Origin of the sequence: Paenibacillus alba (assembly GCF_013204855.1) — a bacterium.
Lineage (GTDB): Bacteria > Bacillota > Bacilli > Paenibacillales > NBRC-103111 > Paenibacillus_E > Paenibacillus_E alba.
In genome coordinates this window covers 15,949-41,767 of sequence record NZ_JABMKZ010000013.1, presented here as the reverse complement: position 1 = coordinate 41,767, position 25,819 = coordinate 15,949, and the positions used below count along the sequence as shown (strand labels likewise).

General features: G+C 42.4%; 34 protein-coding genes and 1 pseudogene. 5 read left to right on the top strand and 30 right to left on the bottom strand.

Going from position 1 to position 25,819, the window contains the following annotated elements:
• Positions 1 to 112: 112 nt before the first annotated feature.
• The 24 genes from HQN90_RS17550 to HQN90_RS17435 all read right to left on the bottom strand — a co-directional run bounded on the left by HQN90_RS17550 (position 113) and on the right by HQN90_RS17435 (position 17,054).
• Entirely contained in the window at positions 113 to 1,903 is a 1,791-nt protein-coding gene (locus tag HQN90_RS17550; protein WP_173221005.1) for a terminase large subunit, read from the bottom strand.
• Entirely contained in the window at positions 1,884 to 2,366 is a 483-nt protein-coding gene (locus tag HQN90_RS17545) for a phage terminase small subunit P27 family (protein WP_338042339.1), read from the bottom strand. The genes HQN90_RS17550 and HQN90_RS17545 overlap by 20 nt, the downstream gene beginning before the upstream one ends.
• A 222-nt stretch (positions 2,367 to 2,588) precedes the next feature.
• Entirely contained in the window at positions 2,589 to 3,569 is a 981-nt protein-coding gene (locus HQN90_RS39350; protein ID WP_420851061.1) for a collagen-like protein, read from the bottom strand.
• Between the two features lie 431 nt (positions 3,570 to 4,000).
• Positions 4,001 to 4,231 (bottom strand): HNH endonuclease, encoded by a 231-nt coding sequence (locus HQN90_RS39650; RefSeq protein ID WP_338042346.1) that lies wholly within the window; start codon positions 4,229 to 4,231, stop codon positions 4,001 to 4,003.
• A gap of 446 nt (positions 4,232 to 4,677) precedes the next feature.
• On the bottom strand, positions 4,678 to 5,223 hold the full coding sequence (locus HQN90_RS17530; protein ID WP_173221001.1) for a tyrosine-type recombinase/integrase: 546 nt from the start codon (positions 5,221 to 5,223) through the stop codon (positions 4,678 to 4,680).
• A gap of 635 nt (positions 5,224 to 5,858) precedes the next feature.
• Positions 5,859 to 6,248 carry a hypothetical protein gene (locus HQN90_RS17525; RefSeq protein WP_173220999.1) on the bottom strand — a complete coding sequence of 130 codons (390 nt, stop codon included), beginning with the start codon at positions 6,246 to 6,248 and terminating at the stop codon, positions 5,859 to 5,861.
• A gap of 96 nt (positions 6,249 to 6,344) precedes the next feature.
• Complete coding sequence (locus tag HQN90_RS17520) at positions 6,345 to 6,572, bottom strand: hypothetical protein (RefSeq protein ID WP_173220997.1); 228 nt, start codon at positions 6,570 to 6,572, stop codon at positions 6,345 to 6,347.
• A gap of 2 nt (positions 6,573 to 6,574) precedes the next feature.
• Complete coding sequence (locus HQN90_RS17515) at positions 6,575 to 6,838, bottom strand: hypothetical protein (protein ID WP_173220995.1); 264 nt, start codon at positions 6,836 to 6,838, stop codon at positions 6,575 to 6,577.
• A gap of 25 nt (positions 6,839 to 6,863) precedes the next feature.
• Positions 6,864 to 7,316 (bottom strand): hypothetical protein, encoded by a 453-nt coding sequence (locus HQN90_RS38320; RefSeq protein WP_216855351.1) that lies wholly within the window; start codon positions 7,314 to 7,316, stop codon positions 6,864 to 6,866.
• Positions 7,317 to 7,357: 41 nt separating this feature from the next.
• Entirely contained in the window at positions 7,358 to 7,843 is a 486-nt protein-coding gene (locus HQN90_RS17505) for a hypothetical protein (RefSeq protein WP_173220993.1), read from the bottom strand.
• A 19-nt stretch (positions 7,844 to 7,862) separates the two neighbouring features.
• Positions 7,863 to 9,254 (bottom strand): replicative DNA helicase, encoded by a 1,392-nt coding sequence (gene dnaB / locus HQN90_RS17500; protein WP_173220991.1) that lies wholly within the window; start codon positions 9,252 to 9,254, stop codon positions 7,863 to 7,865.
• Entirely contained in the window at positions 9,247 to 9,591 is a 345-nt protein-coding gene (locus tag HQN90_RS17495; RefSeq protein ID WP_173220989.1) for a hypothetical protein, read from the bottom strand. Before HQN90_RS17495 ends, dnaB begins: the two co-directional genes overlap by 8 nt.
• A complete protein-coding gene (locus HQN90_RS17490; RefSeq protein WP_173220987.1) occupies positions 9,569 to 10,465 on the bottom strand; it encodes a hypothetical protein in 897 nt (298 codons plus the stop codon). Before HQN90_RS17490 ends, HQN90_RS17495 begins: the two co-directional genes overlap by 23 nt.
• A 41-nt stretch (positions 10,466 to 10,506) precedes the next feature.
• Complete coding sequence (locus HQN90_RS17485) at positions 10,507 to 11,508, bottom strand: DUF3102 domain-containing protein (protein WP_173220985.1); 1,002 nt, start codon at positions 11,506 to 11,508, stop codon at positions 10,507 to 10,509.
• Complete coding sequence (locus tag HQN90_RS17480) at positions 11,505 to 13,064, bottom strand: PcfJ domain-containing protein (protein WP_173220983.1); 1,560 nt, start codon at positions 13,062 to 13,064, stop codon at positions 11,505 to 11,507. The genes HQN90_RS17485 and HQN90_RS17480 overlap by 4 nt, the downstream gene beginning before the upstream one ends.
• Positions 13,065 to 13,076: 12 nt before the next feature.
• The gene (locus HQN90_RS17475; protein WP_173220981.1) at positions 13,077 to 13,412 is read right to left on the bottom strand and encodes a hypothetical protein; all 336 of its coding nucleotides are present in this window, start codon (positions 13,410 to 13,412) and stop codon (positions 13,077 to 13,079) included.
• 66 nt (positions 13,413 to 13,478) lie between these two features.
• Positions 13,479 to 14,186, bottom strand: a complete 708-nt coding sequence (locus HQN90_RS17470; RefSeq protein ID WP_173220979.1) for a hypothetical protein — start codon at positions 14,184 to 14,186, stop codon at positions 13,479 to 13,481.
• A 24-nt stretch (positions 14,187 to 14,210) separates the two neighbouring features.
• The gene (locus tag HQN90_RS17465; RefSeq protein WP_173220977.1) at positions 14,211 to 14,579 is read right to left on the bottom strand and encodes a replication terminator protein; all 369 of its coding nucleotides are present in this window, start codon (positions 14,577 to 14,579) and stop codon (positions 14,211 to 14,213) included.
• 283 nt (positions 14,580 to 14,862) lie between these two features.
• Positions 14,863 to 15,240, bottom strand: a complete 378-nt coding sequence (locus HQN90_RS17460) for a hypothetical protein (RefSeq protein ID WP_173220975.1) — start codon at positions 15,238 to 15,240, stop codon at positions 14,863 to 14,865.
• Positions 15,233 to 15,520, bottom strand: a complete 288-nt coding sequence (locus HQN90_RS17455; RefSeq protein ID WP_173220973.1) for a hypothetical protein — start codon at positions 15,518 to 15,520, stop codon at positions 15,233 to 15,235. The genes HQN90_RS17460 and HQN90_RS17455 overlap by 8 nt, the downstream gene beginning before the upstream one ends.
• A gap of 17 nt (positions 15,521 to 15,537) precedes the next feature.
• Positions 15,538 to 15,801, bottom strand: coding sequence for a helix-turn-helix domain-containing protein (locus tag HQN90_RS17450; protein WP_246362554.1), 264 nt, complete (start codon positions 15,799 to 15,801; stop codon positions 15,538 to 15,540).
• Positions 15,802 to 16,069: 268 nt separating this feature from the next.
• Entirely contained in the window at positions 16,070 to 16,303 is a 234-nt protein-coding gene (locus HQN90_RS17445; RefSeq protein WP_173220971.1) for a hypothetical protein, read from the bottom strand.
• 300 nt (positions 16,304 to 16,603) lie between these two features.
• On the bottom strand, positions 16,604 to 16,768 hold the full coding sequence (locus HQN90_RS17440) for a hypothetical protein (RefSeq protein ID WP_173220969.1): 165 nt from the start codon (positions 16,766 to 16,768) through the stop codon (positions 16,604 to 16,606).
• Between the two features lie 34 nt (positions 16,769 to 16,802).
• Positions 16,803 to 17,054 (bottom strand): hypothetical protein, encoded by a 252-nt coding sequence (locus tag HQN90_RS17435; RefSeq protein ID WP_173220967.1) that lies wholly within the window; start codon positions 17,052 to 17,054, stop codon positions 16,803 to 16,805.
• Between the two features lie 162 nt (positions 17,055 to 17,216).
• Here HQN90_RS17435 and HQN90_RS17430 point away from each other — a divergent pair, with 162 nt between their 5' ends.
• From HQN90_RS17430 to HQN90_RS17415, 4 genes are all read left to right on the top strand, one after another.
• Positions 17,217 to 17,573, top strand: a complete 357-nt coding sequence (locus HQN90_RS17430) for a helix-turn-helix domain-containing protein (protein ID WP_173220965.1) — start codon at positions 17,217 to 17,219, stop codon at positions 17,571 to 17,573.
• Positions 17,574 to 17,720: 147 nt separating this feature from the next.
• A complete protein-coding gene (locus HQN90_RS17425; protein WP_173220963.1) occupies positions 17,721 to 17,969 on the top strand; it encodes a hypothetical protein in 249 nt (82 codons plus the stop codon).
• A 75-nt stretch (positions 17,970 to 18,044) separates the two neighbouring features.
• Entirely contained in the window at positions 18,045 to 18,254 is a 210-nt protein-coding gene (locus HQN90_RS39975; RefSeq protein WP_173220961.1) for a helix-turn-helix domain-containing protein, read from the top strand.
• A gap of 712 nt (positions 18,255 to 18,966) precedes the next feature.
• Entirely contained in the window at positions 18,967 to 20,550 is a 1,584-nt protein-coding gene (locus tag HQN90_RS17415; protein ID WP_173220959.1) for a recombinase family protein, read from the top strand.
• A gap of 24 nt (positions 20,551 to 20,574) precedes the next feature.
• Here the strand turns inward: HQN90_RS17415 and HQN90_RS17410 are convergent.
• The 3 genes and pseudogenes from HQN90_RS17410 to HQN90_RS17400 all read right to left on the bottom strand — a co-directional run.
• A pseudogene (locus HQN90_RS17410) lies at positions 20,575 to 20,775 on the bottom strand (manganese catalase family protein); the annotation flags it as partial.
• Positions 20,776 to 20,790: 15 nt separating this feature from the next.
• Entirely contained in the window at positions 20,791 to 21,057 is a 267-nt protein-coding gene (locus HQN90_RS17405; protein WP_173220955.1) for a spore coat protein CotJB, read from the bottom strand.
• Between the two features lie 2 nt (positions 21,058 to 21,059).
• A complete protein-coding gene (locus HQN90_RS17400; RefSeq protein ID WP_173220953.1) occupies positions 21,060 to 21,278 on the bottom strand; it encodes a spore coat associated protein CotJA in 219 nt (72 codons plus the stop codon).
• Positions 21,279 to 21,473: 195 nt separating this feature from the next.
• Here HQN90_RS17400 and HQN90_RS17395 point away from each other — a divergent pair, with 195 nt between their 5' ends.
• The gene (locus HQN90_RS17395; RefSeq protein WP_246362552.1) at positions 21,474 to 22,160 is read left to right on the top strand and encodes a C40 family peptidase; all 687 of its coding nucleotides are present in this window, start codon (positions 21,474 to 21,476) and stop codon (positions 22,158 to 22,160) included.
• 100 nt (positions 22,161 to 22,260) lie between these two features.
• On the opposite strand, the gene ytvI is transcribed toward HQN90_RS17395, so the two are convergent.
• From ytvI to yfkAB, 3 genes are read right to left on the bottom strand one after another with little or no spacing between them, the layout of a single operon-like run.
• Positions 22,261 to 23,307 carry a sporulation integral membrane protein YtvI gene (ytvI, locus tag HQN90_RS17390; RefSeq protein ID WP_173220951.1) on the bottom strand — a complete coding sequence of 349 codons (1,047 nt, stop codon included), beginning with the start codon at positions 23,305 to 23,307 and terminating at the stop codon, positions 22,261 to 22,263.
• A gap of 14 nt (positions 23,308 to 23,321) precedes the next feature.
• Positions 23,322 to 24,659 carry a hemolysin family protein gene (locus tag HQN90_RS17385; protein ID WP_173220949.1) on the bottom strand — a complete coding sequence of 446 codons (1,338 nt, stop codon included), beginning with the start codon at positions 24,657 to 24,659 and terminating at the stop codon, positions 23,322 to 23,324.
• A gap of 29 nt (positions 24,660 to 24,688) precedes the next feature.
• Complete coding sequence (gene yfkAB / locus HQN90_RS17380; protein WP_173220947.1) at positions 24,689 to 25,816, bottom strand: radical SAM/CxCxxxxC motif protein YfkAB; 1,128 nt, start codon at positions 25,814 to 25,816, stop codon at positions 24,689 to 24,691.
• Positions 25,817 to 25,819 lie beyond the last annotated feature (3 nt).

The following is a 25,819-nucleotide window of genomic DNA, read 5'->3' as shown; positions in this document are numbered from 1 at the left end:
GGTCCATATTATGATGTAAAGTCCGACCAAAATTAAAAAATCCTCTGCGAAAGCAGCTAGAAGATGGAGGAAAAAAGTTATTTTTTTCAGTATTATCGTAGTAATCACCGCCTTAAAATGAGAAATCCTCATCCAAAATGTGTTTGTTTATATCAACGGTATACTCTCCAACCATCGCTCGGACCATAGCATTAATAATTGCTGCTATTAAATCAATCCGTTGGCTATCATCTTTGTGTTTCTTTGATAGCTTAATGTTGCCGTTATTGTCACTTACTTCAACAGCATTCGAGAGGCACCAAGTTAATAGCGGGCTCCCATCATGAACAATCAATCCTTTTAAAACTAATTCACGGAAAAACTTTGTAGGTTCAGAAAGTGTCTGTGTACCTTGTCTAATCTCGACTCGCACATATCCTTCAGCTTCTAAGTCCTGTGTGAAGTGAGTTGCGTTATACGGATCATAGCAAACCTCTTGGATATGCCATGTTTCTTTGACCTCTTTGTTTTGTATATGAGATTTGATAAAACCATAGTCAACAACAGAACCGGGGGTGAGTGTACACCATCCATCTTCTGCCCATTGCCGATAAGGTACACGGTCACTATGTTCATGCTTAGTTGCCGTTTCATCAGGCATAAATCCATGAGCGGTAACAGCATAACGTCCATCTGGCAATCGAAACACAAATCCAGATCCCGTTAAGTCAGTGGTCTTGGACAAATCTAAACCGTTCCAAGTCTCTAAGCCCCGAACCAAATCTAAAAAAGCGTCCCGCGGTACAGCGAGCGCCTTCCATTTGTCCATGATTCCAGACATGTATTTGTTTTCACTATCTGCCTGCCATCGATTGACCCGTTTGATAAGAAATTCCCTTATTTTAGCTGGATCACCTGAGTTATAAGCTTCATCATGGGCATCTCGTATTTCATTCAACAGTCCTTGTGCATATTCATCGTTAGATTGAAGAATTGGATTTGCTTTGATCCACATGGACTCGTCATGGGGATCATCTTCTTTATCAATCTCACGAATCATAACGAAATACGTTTCACTCATAGCGTTTTCCCCATTCAGCATTTTACAAAGGTTATCGTACTCTGTCTTACATGGACTATTCTCTGCATCTTTCCCTGCTGTAGATATGATCATCATTAGCGACTGTAGCCGTTTACCAAAACCGGAGTGAAGAACGTCAACGATTTCACTTGAAGGATGAGCGTGATATTCGTCAATTATGACAATGCAAGGTGCCCCAGAATCTTTATTTTTAGTTTCTTTTGATAGCGGACGCAGGAATCCCCCCCGTGCAGCGTGTTCAATATAGGTCTTCTTAATTCGCAAGCGCTTAAGAATATCAGGGCTTGCCTCGCCCATTTTTTGAGCATCTACCCACACTCGCTTGGCTTGTCCTTTATCAACTGCCGCACACTCGACCTCTGGGCTATCTTCATAGCGTTTGAAAGTAGGATCACCTGGAGGATAGACGCAATCGCCACACATGCCGTATAAGGCTAACCCACTCATTTCAGTAGATTTAACATTTCCCCTCGCTCGCATGTGAAAAGCTTTCTTAAATCTTCGTTTGCCGCTATCCATTTGAACCCAGCCGAAGACACTACCCAAATCAAACTTTTGGAATGGTAGCAGTTGGATAAGTTCACCGCTCATAGGACCCCGAACATGACGGCAACATCGTTCAAACCAGTCGAAGATACGATCTGCCCGGCTTTCATCAAAGACATACGGGAAACTAGCCGTTGCTTGCCGTTGTAGATCCTTTAAATGTCTTTCACATGCTAGCCATTCCATTTTGCAGCTTAGGCGTAAACCAGAAACTATTTCAGCAGCATAACGATGCGTAGGGTGGACATCTTCCCAATTAGTCGAAGAGTCCAGCATTAGGGTCTTCCTCACCGTCTGCTATTTTCTTAGTTAACCTAGCTCGGGCGTCCGCATTAAGTCCCAATTTGTTAGAATATGCAAGAATAAGTCTGGAATAACCTTGTGCCATCTTCACATGAGCACTCACAATTCTATTGCCTTGAGCATTAACCTCGGTGCTTCCATGCATTTCAATGAGGTTGTTTGCTTCCTGGTACTTGGCGACTGCATCACAATAGGCTCCAAGAACATCCTCGTCCACTTTGTCCAGCACATCGAAGTCTTCCATATCTTTAACGGTCTTTCGCCAAACTTTTCTCGCCTCGTCATTTAACCAAGATGGAACTTTCATTTTCTTCGGTTTTTTTCGAGTAAATTTTTTAGCAGCCGCTTCCCGATCTTCAACTTCCTTTTTGGTCCAATGTTTGCCGCGATTCTTTGAACCAACCCTCATATGATTGAATTGTATTACCTCGTTCACGGCTTACTTCCTCCTCTCCACTTCAAAACTTTCGTCGGGGACATTTTTTTACACTTGACCCCCACACGGTCTCTTTTTATTCTCTTTATTTTTTTATCCCTAGGGGGGCTTTATAGATATTATTTCTAAGGCACCTTAGGAACCGCCGACAAAAAAAGCCGCTCGTCAATTGAGCGACTCAAATTGTCTAATCATAAATAGATGTTGTCATTTTACTTCCGACTATGCGATTTGTGTAATAACTAAATGTGCGGAAACAGGTCTTGTTCCTCCAGCCAGTGGTGTCATGGTCAGAGCCGTGGAATTGCCAGCAGGATTCCGTACAGTGAGTATGGAATTGACGACTGTCGTTTGCACAATAGCCATTCCTGTTATTTGTGAAGTTCCTGTCGCTCGCCCGACAACCGTATAAGCTAGATCAGCTCCATTGAGAGTTAAAATGAGTTGGCCAGCTTCAGTTATACTTCCCTGAAGTAATACCTCATAAGTCCCAATTACCGATAAATTAAATGAACTTGGACCAGTTCGGGAAATTGTAGTCCCACTAGTAGGACCATCTTGTGGAAAGCTTACGTCTGTTCCGGGAGCAACTGTTGCTGAATTATCGGGAGGCATTAGCGCAAAAAAATCAGCAAAACTTAATACTCCTCCGGTACCCGTTGCCCCTGTTGCTCCTGCCGCACCTGTTGCTCCTGCAGCTCCCGTTGCTCCTGTTACTCCTGCACCTGTTGCTCCTGTTGCTCCTGCCGCACCTGTTGCTCCTGCAGCTCCCGTTGCTCCTGTTGCTCCTGCACCCGTTGCTCCTGTTGCTCCTACGGCACCCGTTGCTCCTGCCGCACCTGTTGCTCCTGCGGCACCCGTTGCTCCTGTTGCTCCTGCACCCGTTACTCCTGTTGCTCCTGCCGCACCTGTTGCTCCTGTTGCTCCTGCCGCACCTGTTGCTCCTGCAGCTCCCGTTGCTCCTGTTGCTCCTGTTGCTCCTGCACCCGTTGCTCCTGTTGCTCCTACGGCACCCGTTGCTCCTGTTGCTCCTGCCGCACCTGTTGCTCCTGCAGCTCCCGTTGCTCCTGTTGCTCCTGCACCCGTTGCTCCTGTTGCTCCTACGGCACCCGTTGCTCCTGTTGCTCCTGCGGTACCTGGCGTTCCTGGTGTTCCTGCCGCCCCCATTGCTCCTCTTGCCCCTACTGCACCTTGTGGACCCACTATCCCCTGTGCTCCTTGCGGTCCAGTAGGTCCAATGGGAGCAATAACATTTACTTCAGGAGGTGGACACGTTACCCGTACTATTTTTTTTATAACTCGATGACAACAATTCTTTTTTCTTTTCTTAGGACAAACTTTCTTTTTTCTTTTCTTAGGACAAACAATGATAACTTTCTTTTTACACCTTCTTTTCTTATCTAGACAACTCAATCACGACACCTCCCTATATAGATGGTTTAGTGTACGTGAGCCTTCTATTTAAAGCATGGACGAATAGCTAGGGTACAGCTAGACTGGAATCTATTTCTAGAAAAATAGGTTAATGATAGGGTCGATTTGTCTTTGGCTATAGATATTCCCCCTCACTTTTCCAGTTATTTTTCCATCAACTATTAGTAAGACAACTTATCATCACTCTAACAACCCAAATTTTATTTGGGTATTTTTTTTGAATTGTTCGATGAGACATTGCCAAATCCTCCATCCTCCGAAGCTGTCTTAATCCCATGACAGCTTCCACACATTGGCTGCCAATTTTCTTGGTCCCAAAACAATATTCGATTACCTTTGTGTGGGATGATGTGATCAATAACTGTGGCAGCTGTGACCCTATTTTTCTTCAAACAGTCCAGACACAACGGATGTTTACTGAGGAAGAACATCCGTGCTCTCTTCCATTGGGCATCATAACCTCGCTGTGCTGCACTTCCCCGATCTCTGTTGTAGATCTTGCGCTCTTTTGCTTGACACATATCACAATAACGATTCGTAGTGAGCTTTGGACATCCCATCTTACTGCATGGTCGCTTTGGTTTAGATGGCATTATTTGCTCTCCTTTAAGTGAATCCAGCTATTGCGCCATATCCTTCTGCGGTCATGCCTCCTTTTTTGATACTTGGTTTTCGGCTCCCATGATGTTAATTTTGACCACCAATTTTCAAACATTTCTCTCACCTCCAGCATCCAGATAATGGATCAAATGTGAACGTTTCAGTTATCCATATCGTTACATTCTGGGTAACTCGTAAAGGATACTAAATACCTTGATACGTAAGGCTTCAAAGGCTTCTTCTCGCACGAGTTACACCTATGCTCAATATGGTGACCTCAGAAGATTTTAAAGTGCTTCATGGACGTGTCCATGGTCTCCTGTAGCTCCCCAATATATCGAAGCGTTACCTTATATGTGGAATGGTTAAAATGGTTTTGCAGCAAAACAATATCCTTGTTTTTCTTATAATGAAAGTATCCGAAAGTCTTTCGGAGAGTATGACAGCCAACTTCATCGAGACGAAACTCATCGGCGATGAGACGCATAATCTTGTAGGCCATACTTCGACCAATCGGACGATTAACACCTTGTCGACTTTGAAATAGATACTCGTGCTGTGAACGACCTTCGACATAAGCCTTTATCTCACGCCTTAGATCAGATGGTATCATAAGACGTTTTTCTTTCTTCGTCTTACGTTCACGAATTGATATATGCGTCCCAGTAACATCCCTTACTCTAAAACGAAGAATGTCGCTTATACGAAAACCTGTGTAGATCCCAATCGAAAAAAGCATGTAATTCCTCATATTTGACTCCCGAAGGTAATCGAGGACATCAGATATAAGTTCAGGATCAGTCAGCGGCTGCACAGTATTCACATGACCACCACCTCATTTTAAATTCCCAATCGCTTGGCAATTTGATGATTCGTACTATCTTTCGGGCATTTTGCTCTCGAACAAAATTGAACCGTATCTTGCCATTTCCCCCAAATACACCCACGGCATTTAACCGGATGGATAACTGGTTTTGGTGATCTTTTGCTTTTCATTTGCCTCCCCCCTTGCATGACACCCATTTTTGAAATAAAAAAAGAGCTACATTAGCAGCCCATCACTTTGTCTGTATTCTGTCGGAAAAACAGACCATTATATTTTCTCTTGTTCAAGGTAGCCGAATGAACAAAAGGAGCTGAATGCCTGGATAGTCAGACATGCACTTCACTTTGCTCATTTGGAAGATTATCTCTTGTTCGAAAGGCCGGAGAATTCCGGCAAATCGAACAAGGGACAAGTCAACCTTGTTAAGGGCATTTAACCCCACCTCACCACCACACCCTTGACGACAAACGTCTAAGGACAAAAGTCCCACAGCATGGCCGAGTCCTACATATGATAAAGGTACAGTAGGATCACCCGAGCAACCTTCTGCTCTATGATCTAACTGTACCTTTTTAATACTCTGCATCGCGGACTCGCCTGCGACTGTTATTTGCAAAATTACAGACAAGTTTTCATTGGATTACTTCCCACAACTTAAAAGTATTTGCTATAGATTCTATGCCTTCGAATATTTTTCTATCTATAGATCTTTCGCATAGGTCGAATTTGCAAATGGTCTCATAACGATCATGGCCTTCTAAAAAACGGTAAACTATAATTGCTCTTACATCTTCCGCAATTATCAGATTAAACGCTCTCTCAATCCTATCTACCATGGATGAAAGTCTGGTATATACATCAGACTTCAACAAGACTTCCATATTATGATGTTTTTCCAAGTCTTCTTTTGTCTTTTTCATTTTCTTGAATTTAGACAAGTCCTTACGCATTTTATTTATCTCATCTAAACTCGCTACTGGAAATAATGAAAATTGATTTGTTTCAATTTCGGCTACCATCATATTCCACACACCCTATTCTAATGTTATAATTGGGGTATGGAGTAACTCAATCCTCTGCGGACCCGGCAAGGTTTACACGCAGAGGATTTTTTTATTTTAATAGACTCTCTCTAGTATCTTTTCCTTAATCTCTCTGTACATATGAATTAAATCATCATCACCACAATTAAGTATCTGATTTTCACTCTCCGCTCCATAAAAATCAATCAAAACTTCTATCACTTCACTCGCTTGTTTCTGCGAAAGTTGCCCATTCTCAGCTATTTTAGCGAAGACGCGTAGTGACAATGCTGAATCAAATTTATCTGCTGGTTTTGCTTTCAACCTTATTCCCCTCTTTCCTTTCTTATGACCCACCCAAAAACACTACCCTTACTAACTTCTTCCATAATGTATGCACAACCCTTTTGGAGCCAGTTGTTTGAATCTAACACTAAAACTCCATATTTTGTGTCGATGTAACCTTGTTCAAGAAGTGGTGATTTAGGAGTTACATACATTACCATTTTATTGATATCTCGTTTCTCAACTTCTATAAAGGGCTTTAATATATATTCAATCAGTGCAAGTACTCTTGTATCCAGCTTCAACACCTTCCCTTTTGCGTTTCCGTCTTCAAACCTGTTCGCTTCGGTATCCTGTCGTTGATTCTAGCCAATCAAATACATCCTGAGCTGTTCCGTTCGGCAAACCAAAATCTTGTAAAGCATGTTCTACGCCTTGTAAACGGGTTAGTTCTTTTGAGTCAACCTTTTGGAGATATTCCGCTGAAAACGATCCGCTAAATCCTTCCAAGAAAATTGAGCAGTAGTCATGACCTTTGGCTCGGAAAGCATCCGACTTACAGGCCCATAACTTGCCTGCATACTTCGGATTACTTGCTTCTAAGCAAGTATGTATGACGACATGATCGCCTTTCTTAAGCGTGGACACGGTACTGCTGCGGCGTGACAATATTTCCGCTTCGGATATAAGACTTTCGATTGCATATGACTCGGCCTGGTATCCGTCTTGATCTAACAATTTAGCTCCATGACGAGCTGCGTTTATTTCATTTTTTAAAGTCATTAATTTTCCTCCCTCTTCCTTATGGACAGCTATATTCAGCTTTAAACATTAGGCTGCTCTGGAATAACAAGCGGAGTCCAATGTGTGTGATAGTCCGGCCAATCTGCATCAAGTGGTGTTCCACAATACGGTGGTTCTTGAATCGGAAACGACCACCACAACACGTCACTATAATCTTCGTGCCATTCATCTTTCATTCGTGGAATCGTTGCGTCTTTAGCGTGAAGACGTTTGTTTTCTCGTTCGAGGCGTACAGCCCGATCAATAACCGACAGCACGATCAGTTTGTTTTCATGCCAGACGCTCCAACCTTCGAAGAGTTTCCGTGCTTCGTCGTAACGTTCTTGATTCAGCACCATCCCCTCTCTTACTTGAGAGGTGATAAAATCAAAGGAGCCAGATTCGATATGTTCCTTCACTCGCAGATAGGACAATCTATTTCCTTCAAGATGGGGCAACTTCTTCCGCTCATCAGCTTCTTGTTGAAGCCAATCAGTTATGGATTTTTTGGATATAGTGTCACTCATGGGTGACTCCTTTCGGAACTTAATGTGTGTACATATCAGGAATTGATTTTCCTGTAGGCGTCGAAGCTGGCCTGTCTGATCGATCCATATTCACAAATTTATTAAACTGCTTCAAGAATGCGAGTTCCACTGTGCCGACTGGACCATTTCGCTGCTTGGCAATGATGATTTCGAGGATATTCTTTTTCTCGGATTCCTTGTCGTAGTAGTCATCCCGATAAAGGAAGGCTACAATGTCCGCGTCCTGCTCAATTGCTCCCGACTCCCTGAGATCGGACATCATCGGTCGTTTATCCTGGCGCTGCTCAACGCCCCGACTTAGCTGGGAAAGAGCAATCACAGGAACGGCCAATTCACGAGCAAGCTGCTTGAGTGTTCGGGATATCTCTGAAACTTCTTCTTGCCGATTTGATCCTTTGCCAAAACTCTGAATCAGTTGAAGGTAATCGATGATAATCATACCTATGCCTTTTTCTTTCATGAGTCGGCGACACTTAGAACGTATATCATTCACCGTTATTCCCGGAGTATCGTCGATAAAGATGCCTGCTTCTGACAGCTTACTAACGGCCATCGACATCCTCTCCCAATCACCATCTTCAAAAAAACCTGTCCTCATTCGATTTGCATCAATGTTCCCTTCCGCGCAAATCATACGCTGCACTAGTTGAGCTGAAGACATTTCCAAACTAAAGATCGCAACGTTCTCGCCTGTTTTTATTGCGACGTTTTGACCTACATTTAAAGCAAAGGCCGTTTTTCCAACAGATGGCCGAGCTGCTAAAATAATTAGATCACCATCTTGAAATCCAGCAGTCATATTATCTAAATCAGTAAAACAAGAAGGAGTACCCGTGATGCCTCGATTGGTGTATCTTGCGTTATAGCGCTTTTCGGCGTCGTCCCATGCTTCAAGTAGCACATGTCTGATCACCTTGAATTCCTTTTTTGGTGCTGATTGATCGGAGAGCTTGGAAGCTGCTTTTTCGGCCATTGCTACAAAGGCCCCCACGTCTTGTTCTTCTGTTGCTTGCTTGACGAGATCCATTGCAGTATTAATGGCTTGTCTTCGAAGGAACATTTCTTGAATACGGTCCACATAATAACCGGCATTTGCAGAAGTAGGAACAGCCGAAGCAAGTTCAGACAAATATCCAACGCCACCAACGGAATTAAGTTCGTCGGAATCTTGCAACTGAGCAGTTACAGAAATCAAATCGATTGGCTTCTCTGACGATTGGACTTGTACCATTGCGCGAAAAATCCGGGCATGTGTTTCTCTGAAAAACTCCCCACCAATCAATCGATCTTTCGCAATTGCAAAGACTTCCGTATCAATCAATACCGCCCCCAGCAAAGCCTGCTCTGCTCTTATATCTGCTGGTAATTGAATTCCTAGTTGCTCATGCATGCTGTTCCCCTCTCAACTTTTCCCGAATGTTTTGCCAATAACCTGAAGGCGGCTCACTTTCTTTCAATGACCAGTGGATAAGGTAGGCCTCATTTTCAGCAGCTTGCCGTTTGCTGATTTCACCGTCCATTTGTTCACCCAACTTCCCACGAATATCAGCTATCTTTGGCGGGTACTGATTCGTTTTAACGTAGGCATCTATATTTTTAAGAGCGGATGAGAGGGGAAAGTCTTTCAAATGTTTAAAGTGCCTCTCAACTTCATCGTCACTCACAACGAACGGTGCGTAATTGGCTTTAATTTCAAACATGAGATCATACACTTCTGACTTTTTCACGCTGCCGTTCCTCCTCTGCCCTTCGGCGTAAATCATCAAGTTCTTGTTGCTGCTTTGTACGTTTAGAGGATGATCCAAGGGCGACTGTGGAGATCGGCGCTCCATCAGTTATAGACTCTCCACCAAGAGCGACTACGGGGGCTGGCACCCCGTCAGTTATGGCTTTAAACGATTCCCAAGCTTCTAGAATGGCCTCTTTGTAATATGCAAATCCGCTAATCTTCGTGCCTTTTGCTGTGCGTTCCTTGTGTAGAGCTTTCATTGTGTTAACCATGAGGAACACAGATATGTTTTGTGAGACCATGGACTGCATTAGACTAACATCAGGAGTCTTTACATGAATGTCTAATTTATTGTGAAGCTTGCAATATTCTTCGAAAAGGAACTCAAATGGATTCGGAACAGTTTTAATGGTAGTAATAGTATCTCTTAATACAGTGTCATTGAAGTTGTCCGTATTTTGGACTACTTCCCCCAAAACGGACGGTAAGTTGTCCATTTCTTGAACCACTTCTGTATAGTTGTCTACAAAGTTGTTCATATTTTGAACAACTTTTTCCATTTTATTAATGGCGAAATTAATTGAATACTCGCCTCTCGACTGTCCGCGCGGTGGAGCAACGTATTTTATAATTCCAGCTTCTGCAAGCATTTCTCGATACAAATTAATTGTCCCTCTGCTTTTTATACCCGTTTGATAATGTAGCTCAGTATTGGTTAGGTGAAAGGTTTGAATCCATCCAAGCCTCTTTGACTTTCTCCAGATCGCCAGAATAATTGCAGTTCCATTTGGACCGAACGTTTCCGGTCCACCGATATCCTCATACTGATCAAATAAACTGTCTAGGGACGGTCTAAGGTTCGTATCCTGCATGCACGCCCCTCCCATTCAAAATTTTCATTAATTGATTAGAATTACAATTGCTCTTTCATCTTGTCGCAAAGCTTGGACATGGCCCCTTGAAACTTCACCTTTTCTTCTTCATTTGACACTTCTGCAACAGCTGATAACAATTCCTTGAAATTAGAAACAAGTGTGTCAAAGCAAACCTTAACCTTGATCGCCGCTGTATTGTTATTCTTTTCAAGCAGCTCTTTCATTTCTGAGATTTGTTTTGCAGTCGCTTCTTCTTGCTGCTTGGCTTTTAACTCCAACTCTTGTTCACGCTTACGAAGACTATCCAGCTCTTTCTGAGTTTCTTCAGGAATCACTTCGACAATCTCTTTCACTGGGACGTCTATAGGCTTGGCATTGAGTTGATCTTCCAATTCTTTAATGCGTTTTATAGATACAGCATGAGCTTCCTTGCTACTTTTAAGATCATCCTTCAGCTTAATTGCTGTCTTGTCATCCTTTGATGAAGCTACGGCTTGCTGAAGGTCGTTTATTTGTTGCTCCTGGCTCTTTCGAAGGCTCAACTCGGTCTGATACTGTTCAAACACCGCTTCTCGCTGTTTCTTCTCTTGTTCTGCCTTCGCTTGCTCTTCATTCAGCTTACGCTCAAGTTCCTGCTTTTCCTTAACAGCCTTCTGCAGCTCCCTTGTAGACATATTCTCAACGTTATTTGATTCAACAAATGCCTCTTTATCCTCAGTTGGCATACCAAGCAAAGCGACAGCTTGTGTAAAGCTTAAATTACCAAGTGCTTGAGAATTTACCGATCCGTACTCTTCAGCTATCCGCATGAAATTGTTTACTTGAGAGTGACTATACTCTAAGTTTGCTACGACCCATTTCCCCCATTCACCATGAGCAACAAGCGTCTTTGCTTCTATTAATTTCTTGCCAATATTAATAGATCCATGTAATACCATCTCTTTAACTTGTGTATCTATACTACGAATCTCAGCAGCGATCAACTGCGGTGTCCGATCCGTTATGTTAGTTTCCGTCTTTTTTACAATTTGCTTGCTCATATAGCAACCCCCTGGATAATTTCTGGACGCTTACAGACCACTTTTTTTAGCCTTTTAGAAATAAAAGTTCGAATGAAAGATTCTACTTCTTCTGTCATATCGCAGTTATCATAGCCTCGACATTGCAAGATTTTGTCATCTTTGGCCTCTACAGTATAGAACGGCTCGTTCGGATTTGACTTGCGTCGAATTAGAAGGATTATCATTCTTCCTTTGGCATAACTTTCACTATAATCTCCGACACAATGAGTCAATGCTTTGCCTTCCTCAAATAATTCAATTGATGATAGAGCAGGCCGGATTATAAAGTTTTTATTTTCGAACTTTAGATCTTTCAATTCATTAGACACACGTTGCTTAATCATTTCATTAATTTTTTCGTCTTCTTTTAACTTGATACGTTCCGTATTTTTGCGATGAGCCTCTTTCAAATTGTTTGGGAAGAGGAATTTATCCTCTTTTAAACTCATTCCTAGTTTTTCACACTGTCGTTGATAATCACGCCAATCACTAAGAGCGTCCTTCGCCGATGTAAAATGTCCTTGCTTAATTTGCTTAGAAATATAAGATAGAATATTTTCGTTGGTTGTAAATTTCAACATGTCCTTCATGTAATATTCTTTGTAAAATGAATCATCAATCTCTGCCAGAACGAATGCTTCTAAGAGCGTTACAGGCTTTTCCGCTTTCTTATATTTTTGATAAAACCTCAAATGCTTAGGATCAAAGGAAAACGATGCGGATCGAAGCTCCTTCAATTCAGTTGTGGAAAGACGTAATACTTTCTGAAGCGTCTTGCCTTTCCAATGGATTGCACCATAGGTGGGGAGTTTATACAGTTTGGCTTGAATCATTTTTTGAAATCCTGCTTTAGTCAAATACTCCACACAGGGATATTTTGCAGCAAGATCAAAAAACTCTACCATATCAGAAACATAAGTTGGATTCTTGAACTTGATATATTTCTCCCATGTGCAATATTGAAATGGCGTTCCTTTTACAGCATGTTTAATGTTTGAAGGAAGCATGTGCCTCTCGATATTTTTCCAGCCGGAAAAGTAATAATCAAATGCGCTATGAGCGCTCGAACGTTTCTCCCATCCACCATAAATCCTGTGGAAATAATGGCTTTGCCCTGTCATGAATAAATACATATGACTGCAATTGTATGTAGTCTGAACTTTCTTGAAATCACCGCTATAATCGCGCCGAACTTCGATAATTCTGGCTGTAACAGCCTTCTTGTCGCTCTTCGATTTCTCGTACCAGACAAATACGGCTTTATCCTCAAGGTACTTTCTTCCGACACCTACAGCTTGAACCTTGCATTCAGATCTGCAATGTGGACATTTGGCTGGTTCCTTTTGTTTATGTTTCAACTTCTCTTTTGAAAGATGTGTCTTCTCACAATGTGTACAATATGCATACTGGATACCAACTGAACTTTGGATAAATAAATACCGACTGCTTTTCAATACCGTACCCAATGCGTATTTTACTAGTGACGAGCTGATCTCAGTAGAGAAATGCGATTTGAAAGAATTAAAGTCACTCATGCGCGATCCTCCTTACATTAAATCATCAAGCGAGATATCAAAATTTGCCACTTTAGACATAGTTACAGGGACTTTTTCATTAACATGAATTCCATAGTATTTTAGAACAATGTTAAAAGCCTCTTCATCCGACAACATTCCAATGCCGCCATCCTGATTCTTCTGGGCTTCTTCTCTCATCGCTTTAAGGCTTCCAGCGATAGTTTTTCCTTCTGTCAAAATATTTCCTGCATCTTGAGGATTATTACGTAAATGGTTTATTAAAAAACTTCCCACGGCTGGAGCATACTTATTCTTCTTTTCAGCACTTATTTCTGTACCTATCTTTTGCAAGGCATCTTGTAACATCCTTATCCCTCCCGTTTTTAGGATGCATTCTAGCAAGGAATGATCCCTGCTAGAATGCTATATAAGCTAAGCAATGATAATCACACGGCCATTGTCAATCTCTGTTCGGAGCTCATGCTCCAAATATCTTTTGATTTCTAATATAGCCTGTAGCTTCCATGCTCCTCCGTCAGCTTCGAACAAAGCCGCCCTTGGTCCATTCTGCATACGGAAGACAAAAGCACTTTCCGGCTGTGTAACTTCTACGAATGTTCGGAATGGTTTTAAATAAACTGGATTAGGAACTACTACAGGAGCAACAGTTGCGATACCTGTTTTTGCAGTCACTTGCTGGGAAATGCCATCATCCCCTACAGATTGAACTGTCTCTTCTTTGATGTTTCCTACAACCTTTAACAAAGCATCGCGATGATCGTTGGCTACGAAACAGGATTGGAGCAAAATATTAAAAGCTTCGACATCATGAAATTTTTCGAAAGGAATATTAGGCAGCAAAGCAGTTGACTTGATTAGATGGTTTCGATTCATGTCACGATTGAAAGTGCTCAAAACGTTAACTTCAGTCGGGCTTGCCACTTGAATTAAGACAGGCGGTTGCTCATCATAATTGGCTTTAATATAATCTACTAGGCCAGTTAAGTTATTAAGGTGAACCGCATTTGGCATTGCCTTCTTTACTAGAGCGAGTGGTTGAGTGGAATACATCTGTCCAGAAATTTCTTTTGTCTCAGCGGTAAAAGCTTCGATTACATACTGTAATGCTTCTTTGATCATGATTTGAATTACCTCCAATTTAATTTATCTAAAGTTGCCATTCACGACTTTCTTTCCGCGGTCGTCTGCTACATCACCATCGTCATCAACCATAAATTGATTGCGTTCACTGGAGCGAAGCTCGGCCATAACTGCCTTACCGTCTTTGCCGTAATCAAAAATGAATTGCGCAGGTATGCCTCTTGTTGGAGCCAAACCAGATTTGATTTGAATGTCAGTAACACCAATTTGTCTTGATTCATCCGGCTTTATCTTAATTGTGACTGTTACCGTTCTTGCTACAGCCGCATTTGTGTTCGGATCAAGGATATTCTCGGCAACCCTTTGTAACTCCCGATTGATGCGCTCGGCTACCGCCCCGCCTGATAAAGTGTTAATATCAATTCCATGCATTGTGCTTCACCTCCCCCGTTTATTACCTTTAGTAGTAACTGATGGTTTGGCACGTCTCACTTCGACGACATCAGTCGCGAAAACAGGAATAGTTTTACCGTCAGAATCACATAATAAGCGTATGAAGGTACGTGCTATGCCCCATGTTTCGGTAACTTCTCCCGTCTTGCCGGAAACAAGCCGGACCCTATCACCCTTAAATATGTACATTGGAAAACCTCCCTGATGCTTAACAGCATCGCCCAGGATACGCCATAGCGCATCCTCCACGAGATTGTTAAAACTATCGTCCATCCCTCAAAAATCCTCTTTCAATCATTTCCTGTTTGAACTCATCACGAATCCGGTGAAATTCTTTTCTCGTTTCATGGCGAGAATCACTGTCAACTCGTTTATAATTCGGTTCAAATGAATCAAAATCAAAATGATAAGATGCGATGATATGGCCGTTAATCCCTATTTGCATATAAATATCTCTTTCATAAGATGCTACCCATGCGTGGCAGCGTACCATGCCTGTCTGAACGTAAAACGATTGACTATACCCATTGCCTGGCTCAATTCCTTTTGCCGTTCCAAGAACTGCCTTAAAGAACGCTGTAGCCTTTGTCTTGTTAAATTTTTTGGAATGAAGATCAGGATCGTACTTATTCTTAGGCATTCACCATTACCCCCTTGCCATCCGAAGACATCGAGGGTATACTAAAGTCACAATTTGTTTCATATGTATTAAATTCGGAATAGTCATCGTGTCCAGCGGTGGCTATTTCTTCGTTTACTGGTACTCCGTTTTCAATGAGAATCCGCTGAGTCATAGCACTGATTGTTTCCTGAGCGCGGAAGTCAGCAGCCATTCTCATGACATCGTGGGCTTTCATTATCCCACTTGCATAAACAACTCCTGAATTAAATCCTGAATTTATAAGCATCGTAGAAAACATTGTTTCATCCCTCCACATTAACTTCCTACCAAACCCAAAATGCTCTGCATGATCGATAAACCGTCCATCCCACAAAAAAATGCTACAGCTACCTCTTGAGATCCAGTAGCTGCAACCCAGTTCATCAAAGTTGGAGCGTTTGGTATTCTTTTATCCTTTTCATAGTTGATTACCGAAATCCGTGAAAGATTTAATTTCTCGGCCAACTGTTCTTGCGTTAAACCTGCACGTTCTCTGCACGCTTGCATAATAGCTCCACATTTCATTACAGCTGTCTTCAAAGCAACTCATTCTCCTTCCTTTTTTTTCTAATTTGTTACTGTTTGTTTACAGAAAAAGCGTGCGAGACATGATACTATTCAATTATGACTTACAGGGTTGATCGGTCGGCTACCATCACCACCCTTCCTGAACCCTCTGATGCACAGGGGGTTACTTTTTATTTATGAGGGGAATGAATAAGGGCATGAAGAAGATCAAGATTGATATCAGGAAAATATTGAATCAACTTGGACTAGACTACTCGTCCCACTTGAGCGCAGGAGAGAATTAAACATCTACCCCCCTTGCTCTTGCTCTGCCTATAATAAACCAAGCAAGTCTGTACAATTCTTTAATGCATTCTTCATTCTCTTCTTCGGTTTTTACGAAGTGATCACTGCAAATTTTAACCTTCGTTCCTTCGATCATATAGGTGGCGACAACTGTTGACTTCACAACTGCATCACTCCTGTTCGTATTGTCTGTAACCAGTGTATGCAGCCGATCGAGTGGGACAGCCATAGAATTTATTTCGCCTCCTTTGGGCTGAGTTATATTGCAGGACTCCCTGCCATTCTTGTCGAATATTGTAAGTTGTAGAACTTGCCAAATTTGTACAGAATGGAGGTGAGAACGTGTCGAGAGATTTTAATGATTTCAAGAACTTTTTCTTTGAAAATTATGTAAGCCATATATCTTCATTTTCTTCTAATACAATCCATGAAGAGTTCCAGAAATTAAAAGATGAGCAAGGAAATATTAATAACGAAAAATCAATGGTTGCCTTAAGTGCGAGTATGATGAAAATTAATATCGAGCTAATTATGAATGCTTTGGAAAGCTACCATCAATGGAGAGAGAATCAGTGATTGCTTTTACGATCGAATCCGTTAATGTATCAGCGGAATCATTAGCTGCCGTTACAGCGGCGGCTTCCTTTCTCGCCAGTTCTTCCTGAATGATTTCGCGAATTCGTTGTTCATCCATTTGCTTTGTTCATCTCCTTTTTATTATTGTGAAACTACGCAGTCACACTGTCACACTCTTGAGACACCGTGACTAAAAAAAAGTCTTCAAACATCTTCTGTGAGAATCGATTCAAAATCTTAGCAATAAACTCCTCGCCAAGTGAAAAGTTTTTATGGTTCGCTGGCAACTGCACTCTCCATAACTGACTCCTTGATACACCTAAGTATTCAGCGAATTCTTGATCTGTCATTTTAAGTTCATTTTGGATTTGTTTCAAAACACCGGGTATAAGGATGACTTTCAACTCGCCTCCCCCTTTCATGTCTCACGCTTGATACATTCATATATTAACACGTTCGTATCACGCGTGCAACAAAAAATTTCACTAATGAAACATTTTTTTTGTTTCATGTTTGAGACACTAACTGATAAAATAATGATGAAGATAGAAATGGTGGTGTTATTTGTGAATTTAAAAGAATTGGGTATTTATGTTACGAGGCTTCGTGAAAAGAGTGGTTATGATAGTCAGAGGCAATTGGCAGATGCCTCTGGTGTTAGTCACTCGACAATCAATCGACTTGAATCAGGAACCCACAAAACCAGTTCGGAGAATTTAAGGACTTTAGCAAAATACTTAAAAGGTATAACACCAAATGAATTACTTGAAAGAGCAGGTTATATCGAAATGGAAGAAATAGCGGGAAACGATACAAAAAATCGAGTTAAGAGCGCCGTCTTGGAAAAATATTCTCAATTGCCTCAACACAAGAAAAAAATTATTGATGATTTGATTGAAGCACTAACAAATGAAGGGAACTAGCAAATTCATTAAGTTCTTCATCCCTTATTTGATAAAGATTTTGAATTAATTGTAGATACTTCTTTTCATCTGAATGTTCCAAAAACTGAATAAGTTTCTCCATGTCAGCACCAGCCTATTATGTAATTTATGAAAGGAGTTCATTGAATGAGTGACAAAAAAATTGATTTAATACTTAGCATTCTTGAACAGATGGATAAGAAAATCGATCTTATCGAAAAACGTTTCGACCGAAATGAAGAAATGATAGGAACATTAATACAAATGGTTGGCAGCACGAACGCCAAGGTCGAAGAATTGGCGGAAGAAGCAAATGACAACCGCGGAAGTACCAGGTACTTCAACCATAGATTAGCTGACTTGGAATTAGAAGTTGAGAAATTGAAAAATAAGTAATTGTTCTCATTCTAATACGAACAAACGTTCCTTACAAGTAAGTTATTTCCAACAAACTGAATATAAGGTGAAAACATGGCTGAACCCCGAATTGGGAAAAGCCATTTGCCTGAGCTACTCGCTAAAGCATCAATGACTCAAGCGCAACTTGCTGATCACTTAAATGTAACCGAAGGGTACATATCACAAGTTATAAGTGGTAAGAGTAGATTGTCTGTGATCAAAAGAAAGATGGCAGCAGACTTTCTTGGATGCACGTCAGATGACTTGAATGAGTGGATTTAATAAAGGCAGATGGTTGAGGTAGATTTCTACCGATCCCTGGGAAATACTTTAGCCCTGACTAAACCTATGCTTTCAAAAAAATACAACCCTTTCCATTTTCTAGGTTGATAAATTCGCACACATGAAATATGGCGCTGAAAATAACCCATATTATTCCAACCATTTACCATAGCATTCGCATAATGATACTGGATTTTGTCGTAATTGGGCTTTTTTTCTATAATATATCTATGAGATTAATATAACATGTATTGTAAGAAAAGGCTGTCGAAAATATAGCAAATAGTGTAACACAATTTACAATAATTTCGACATTTGTCGAATCGCATAAAGAAAGAACAAAGATTACCAAAAGAACTTTTTCATATTAGGCCTAGTTATTGGGCAAAACTTTGTCCTCTCTTCATTGAAAAACACTTTCTTCTGTTTCTTATCCTTGATCAAGATTTTATCCATTTGTACGAACTTGTTCGAGTCAGCTTTCTCGAATCCGTAATTTGTCAGCAACATTTCTAATTGGTTTGTCAATGATCCAATGATGGCTTCATCGTTGGTATGTATGACTATTCGTCTACCTACTACTTGTACAAATAAAATATCATTTTCCCTTTGCATATTATCACCCCAGTATCATCTTGTCCTGTGGGTATTTTGATATACATCTTGTCAAAAAAAACTTCAAGAATTCGAGATCGTGAAAGGAAGTGTTGCCTTGTTCAAGTTACCAGAGGGCCGTTACTGTGGATATCTACGTAAATCAAGGGCTGATATAGAAGCCGAATCCCGCGGCGAAGGGGATACATATAAGCGTCATGAGAAAATCTTGTTCGATTTGGCCACTCGTTACAATATCAACTTATCAAAGATATACAGAGAAAAACCTATATCTGGAGAACGAATAACAGAAAGACCTGAAGTCATCAGCTTGCTTGAGGACGTAGAGAATGAGAGATGGACTGGCGTATTAGTTGTAGAAGTGGAACGTCTCGCTCGCGGCGACACGATGGATCAAGGAATTGTTGCTCAAGCTTTTAAGTTCTCCGAAACGTTAATTGTAACGCCGATGCGAATATACAACCCTCTCAATCGAGATGATGAAGAATATTTTGAATTTGGTTTATTTATGAGCCGTAGAGAGTTTAAGACGATTAACCGCAGGCAGCAAGACGGTAGACTGGGAGGCGTAGACGAGGGCAGATACGTAGCTAATATAGCTCCATACGGTTACACACGAGTTAAGTTGCCTGGTAAGGGGTTTACGCTTGAGAAGCACCCTGCTCAGGCTCCTATCGTGGAGCTTGTATTTCGCCTATACACGGACCCTGATCCTACCAAGCGAATGGGTACTGCATTAATAGCAGCTTACTTGAATGAGAAGCAAATTCCGTCTGCAAAAGGGAAGAAGTGGATTGTCGCTACGATAAATAGTATGCTTCGCAACATTCATTACATTGGATACGTGAAGTGGGGTCAAAGAGCCCTAAAGAAGAAGCGTGATAGTAAGAGTAGACCTAGAAAATCGTTAGCAGACTTTTTTCATAAAAAAGGGTTGCACCCAGCGATTATTGGTGAGGACACCTTTTATAAGGCGCAAGAGATTCTTTACGGAAGTCCGCAAAGATCTGCTCCTAGCAAGAAGCTGTCAAACCCCCTAGCCGGTATCATCAGGTGTGGTATGTGTGGTGGGGCCATGCAAAGAAAACCGTACAGAGGGAGAAATAACCAAACGCCTCCTTCATTAATTTGCTCTACACAGTACTGCAAAAATGTAGGGTCATATTTTGATATCGTGGAAAAGAAGATAATACTTGGCCTCAAGCAATGGTTAGCCGAATATAAGAGTCGATGGCTAGAAACGCGACCTGAGGACCTTGAGAAAGATAACATCAAGCTGAGGGTAAACCAGGACACTTTAAGACGATTGGGCACTAAACTTTCAGAGTTAACAGAACAAAAGAAAGAAGTGTACACCCTTCTTGAGAAGAAAGTTTACACTCATGAAATGTTCTTTGAACGAATGAATGATATCACACGAGAGATGACTGAAATCAATAACGTTATTGAAAAAGTGAAAGAGGAAATTACTTTAGAAGAAAATCAAGCTACTGCTGTTAAGGAGACGATCCCAAAGATTGAACACGTTCTCCAGTCTTATTTCTTAGAAGAAGACCCCGAGGTACAAAATGCCATGATTCGCTCTATCCTCTCTAAAGTGATCTACACTAAAGAGAAAGGTGGACGATGGAGCGGTCTAGAAAATCAGTTTGAAATTGAGATACACCCTAGAAAATACTAGGATTTATTATCATCTACATCTATGATGTACTGATTCCTCTGTGCCAATATCCGTCAGCAGCCCGACGACCTTATCCGGAATTGTATACCGCTGATTCAAATACCGCAGTGCTGCGGCAAGCTCTCCATCTGCCCCGCCATATTGCTCAAGCAGAAGTTTGGCCATGCGAGGATCGCATTTACTGACTCTAACCGGATATTGCAGCTTTTTTTCATAAATCCACATGCTTAGTCCTCCTTCTCAGACTTGCCATGGCCAAGGGGATTCTACCCACTGCCACGGATGTTTGGAATAGGCGTGACCGAACGGCATTAGCGGACCGAATTCCAGCTCGAATTGATTCGCTATCTGCATTCTCTTTTGTGCGAATTGATTGTATTGCTGCAAAGCCCCTATATCATCAGGATGCGTATCCAAATATAAGGTCAATTCGACTAGAACAAAATCTACCGCTTGCAGATCATGAAGCTGCTTGTAGTAAGACTCAGGTACCATAGCGTGGCTCATCGTTATCGCACTCCTTCTACGGCTTTGGCTTCATACGGTCCGTAAAGCGCTGGCCAGAGAGTCCCTTTTCTCAAAGCTTCGTAGGGGCTGAATTGCGGCAATCCCGGAGGCTGAAAGTTCAAATACAATTGCGGTGGTGTGTTATAGAATTTCACACGGACCGGCGGGCAAGGATCAAAAGGACTAATGTAGGGATAATACTTTTTGAATTGCGATTGCATAGGTCTCCTCCTCTATTTTCAAATTTCGTGCAATCATCCATAGCGCCAAATGCCTATATGTTCGTTATATGCAGCAGGACTTGGCCAAAATCACATGATTTCCAACATTTCCAACTGGTCTGATCCGATTGTTAGCGGCTACAATAAGATCAGTTCACGACATTTCACCATGAATGACAACAGGAGGGAATGATGATGATGAAATCCAAGTTACTTCTAGCCGCCTTACTGGCAATGACGGCTTCTGTTAGCAGTCTAGTACCTGTATCGCCTGCATCTGCCGCAGCCGCTTCTGCCGCCAGCAGCACGCAGCTTACGCAAGGAATGAGCAGTTCCTCCGTATCTGAGCTGCAGCAAAATTTGAAAACCCTCGGATTTTTTACATATCCAACGGTAACCGGTTACTTTGGAACAATTACGACACAAGCTGTTAAGGATTACCAGAGAGCTTACCTTTTACCGCAAACAGGTGTTGTTGATGTGACGACGAAGACCAGTATTTCCCATGCCATAACCAAACGCGCGTTGCTCGCAGATGCACTTACGTATGAGCATGTCCCTTATGTATGGGGCGGCAGCACCGCGGCAGGCTTCGACTGCTCCGGCTTTATCTATTTCATGTTTCAGAAATTTGGAATTCCTGCCGATCGGACGACCGCCAAGGCACTTTTTGACAGCGGTACATCTGTCAGCACAAGCCAATTGCAACCAGGCGACCTCGTATTCTTCGCAATCGCTGCGCCCGGAGTCGTGGATCATGTCGGCTTCTATATGGGGAACGGCCAGTTCCTATCGGCTACACGCTCCGCAGGTATTTATCCACAAGCACTTATGAACTCGTATTGGGGACCGAAATATTTGGGAGCTAAACGGGTATTTTAATGAAAAAAGTCCTTGCCAGGTTGCGGTTCAGCAACAAGGCAAGGACTTTTGATCATGTAAACGAGATAGGTAGGACAACCAGTTTCAACAAGCTGCCGGATTAGTCCAGCTTAATGTTTAATTTCAACAAGCCTGCTTTGCGCATAGCCTGATAAATAATTACGACCAATGGACCTAGAAATAGTCCCGTGATCCCCAACAGCTCGAAACCCAAATACAAACTAATCAGCGCCGCAAGCGCGTTAATGCCAACGGCATCGCTTAACACCTTAGGTTCTACAATCCTGCGGAATATCGTCAAAACGAGGAACAGAATCAATAATCCAATACCCATCCCTGTATGTCCAAGCAGCAGTTGATAGGTAAGCCACGGTATAAAGACAAGTCCTGTACCGACGACGGGAACGAATTCCATGACCATGACCAGCAGCGAAATTGCCAGCGGATATTCCGCATTCAGCAGCAATAACCCCATGAACGTAACCAAATACGTCAATACCGCCATGATGAGCTGTGCCCGAATGAAGCCAAAAATAGCTTCCCGCAAATAGACAAGCACATGTTCCATTTTATCTTTGGTCTGCTCTTCAAACATCGAGAGGAAGGCAATTTTCAGCTTAGGCAAGCTATACATAAATAAATACAACGCGATGACGTACACGATCATTAACATAAATAAATTCGGAATTTTCCCTGCCATATTCAAGAAAAATCCGGAAATCCCAGTTAGGGCGTCGGTTAAAGCACTTGTTAAGGTTGCTGTGCTTTTCTCCACCCAGCTTTGTACCTGCGCAGCCATTTCCGGTGACAAGGAATCGTAGAATACCTGCGTTTTCAAGACAGCCTGATCGACATATTTATTGACTTCAGCCATGTAATTTGGCGCTTTGCGGCCGAGATCTATAATCTCTGTGACCACATTCAAACCGATGAAGTAAACCAATGTCAAGGTTAGCAAAGTGAACAATGTACTGATGATGGTTGCTGCAACAAACCGGTTCACCTTGATGGCACGTGTAAGGAGACTCGTCAACGGGTCCAAGAATATAGCCGTCACGAGTGCGAGTAGAAAGGGAAGCCCTATGGTAAACAAGCCGTAAAGCAAAATCATGCCAAGCACCATAATTAAGGCCGTCTTAGGCGACATAGGGATTCCTCCGCTTATTCATTTCCGGGTTTAACTTGGTTTGTTTTCGTAATGTGAATACGTACGATTCGCAAGCGATCTACTTCCGATATCTCAAACACATGATTGCCGAACTCCACGGTTTTTCCTTTAACAGGAGCGCCTTCGAGCTTCTTAAACAACCAGCCGCCGATCGAATCCACATCCTCATCTTCAATTTCAAGATCAAGCATGTCATTCAAGTCTTCGATCAAAACGCGCCCGTCAACGGATGTATACTTTTCCTTCACTTCGACACCTGGGCGCTCGTCGGTATCAAATTCATCATGCAGTTCACCGACGATTTCCTCCATGATGTCCTCGAGTGTGAGGAGTCCGGCTGTACCGCCGTATTCATCCACAACGATCGCCAATTGAGAATGCTTTTTCTGCATCAATTTCAAAACACGACTGACTTCCATCGACTCGGGAACATTGAGAATAGGCCGGATAAAGCTTTTTATCTCCTGTTCGACATCCGGGTCGGCTGTCAGTAGATCAACAATATGTACAAAACCAACAATGGTGTCTTTATCCTGTGTAGCTACAGGGTATCGGGTATGTTTGGTTTCATGGACGATCCGCAAATTTTCAATAAAGCCAAGCTCCAGAAACAGACAATCCATGTCCGTTCTAGGCAGCATAACTTCCCTGGCAATCCGTTCGGAGAATTCGAAAATATTATCGAACAGCACCATTTCATCTCGATCAATGTGACCGCTCTTCACGCTTTCATCCATCAGAATTCGAATTTCTTCCTCCGTATGAGCCGCTTCATGCTCGCTGGCAGGTTCAACCCCGACCCAGGACAGAAATTTATTCGCCGTTCCATTGAGCAGCCAAATGATCGGACGAAATATCTTGTAGAAATAAAGCAAAGGTGCCGAGAGCCACAGAGAGGTTAACTCCGCTTTTTGAATCGCGAATGACTTCGGTGCCAACTCCCCAAGCACGATATGCAGAAAGGTAATGAATCCAAATGAAACGATGAAAGATGCGGCGTTTGTATACACCGAAGTTTCTACACCTAATTTGTGAAAAAGAGGTTCCATAATCAGATCAGCAATCGCCGGCTCGCCTACCCAACCCAGACCAAGCGATGCAAGTGTAATCCCTAATTGGGTAGCAGACAAATAAGTATCGAGCTGCGACGTTACCGTACTGGCAAATTTGGCCTTGCCGCTGCCTTCATTAACCAACTGCTGAATACGCGATTGACGCACCTTCACAAGGGCAAATTCCGCAGCAACGAAGAAACCATTAAGCAAAACTAGGAAAATGACCAATACTAGGTTGAGAACTATCGTACCGAAATCAAAGGACGTATGTGGCAATTGCGTATATCTCCTTCAAAATAGATGATTTAGATAATAGCTTTACGGTTCTTAAAATCAACAGTTCGGTAATACGAATCGGCTACTAAAAGATTGGGGCCGCAGCATGAAGCCGCGCTGCAGAAACAATTCACACGCTGATTCAACGGATTATGCTCCCAACGGGCAAAAATGGTATCAAGACCGTCGTCGTGAATGCTGCCTAATGGCGGTTCGTTGGCAAAGTCCGTCACGAACACTTCGCCTGTAAAGGTGCTAACGTTCAGCCGGTTCCGGCCGTCAGGGTCATTCCTGACCGTTACGTTCGGCTCCTCGCGAAGCCTTTTGACCAACAATCGATCCTCCTGCAGTTCATTGCAGGCGAAGAAAGGCAAAGTCCCAAACAGCATCCACATCTCTGGGTTGCGGCTGTCTAGAAGCCGATGGATACTCGTTCTTAACTCGTCCAGAGAGACCATCGGCAGATGCGAGGCGAATGAGCTCGCATACATGGGATGAACCTCATGCCGCTTACAGCCCATCTCGTTAATCAGCTCGTGAATCTGCGGCAGCTTCTCATGTGTTCGCGTATTAATCATGGATTCGGCTGAGACATACAGCCCGCCCTTGCTCAGCGCGATCGTATTCTCAACCATCCGTTCATACATCCGAGCCGCGGTTTCTTGTCCAACTGGCCGCTGGGCATTCACAAAGCCGACCTGATGGAAATCATCGGCATTCAAATAATTGAACGAGATATGCATCACATCCAAGTAAGGAGCAAGCAGCTCGTATCGTTCCAGATCAAGGGTTAAATTCGAGTTGATTTGCGTACGGATGCCGCGCTCGCGTGCATACTTGAGAATCGGGAGCATATAATCTTTGACAATCTTGATATGATAGGAGGGTTCTCCGCCTGTCAAACTGATTGTCTCCAAATGTTCGACCTCGTCAAGCTTATTCAAAATGACCGGCAAAGGAATGCGAGGTCCTTCTGTCATGGTAAGAGAATCCCCTACCGCACAATGCTCGCATCGCATATTGCACAGATTTGTTATGGTCAATTCGACACTGGTTAATACATGTTTCCCATATTTACGATAAGACCGAATCGGATCCCACGGATCGTAAGACGGGGTTAGCTCCGGTAAGATGGAGTGTGTTCCATTCATATTCATGCT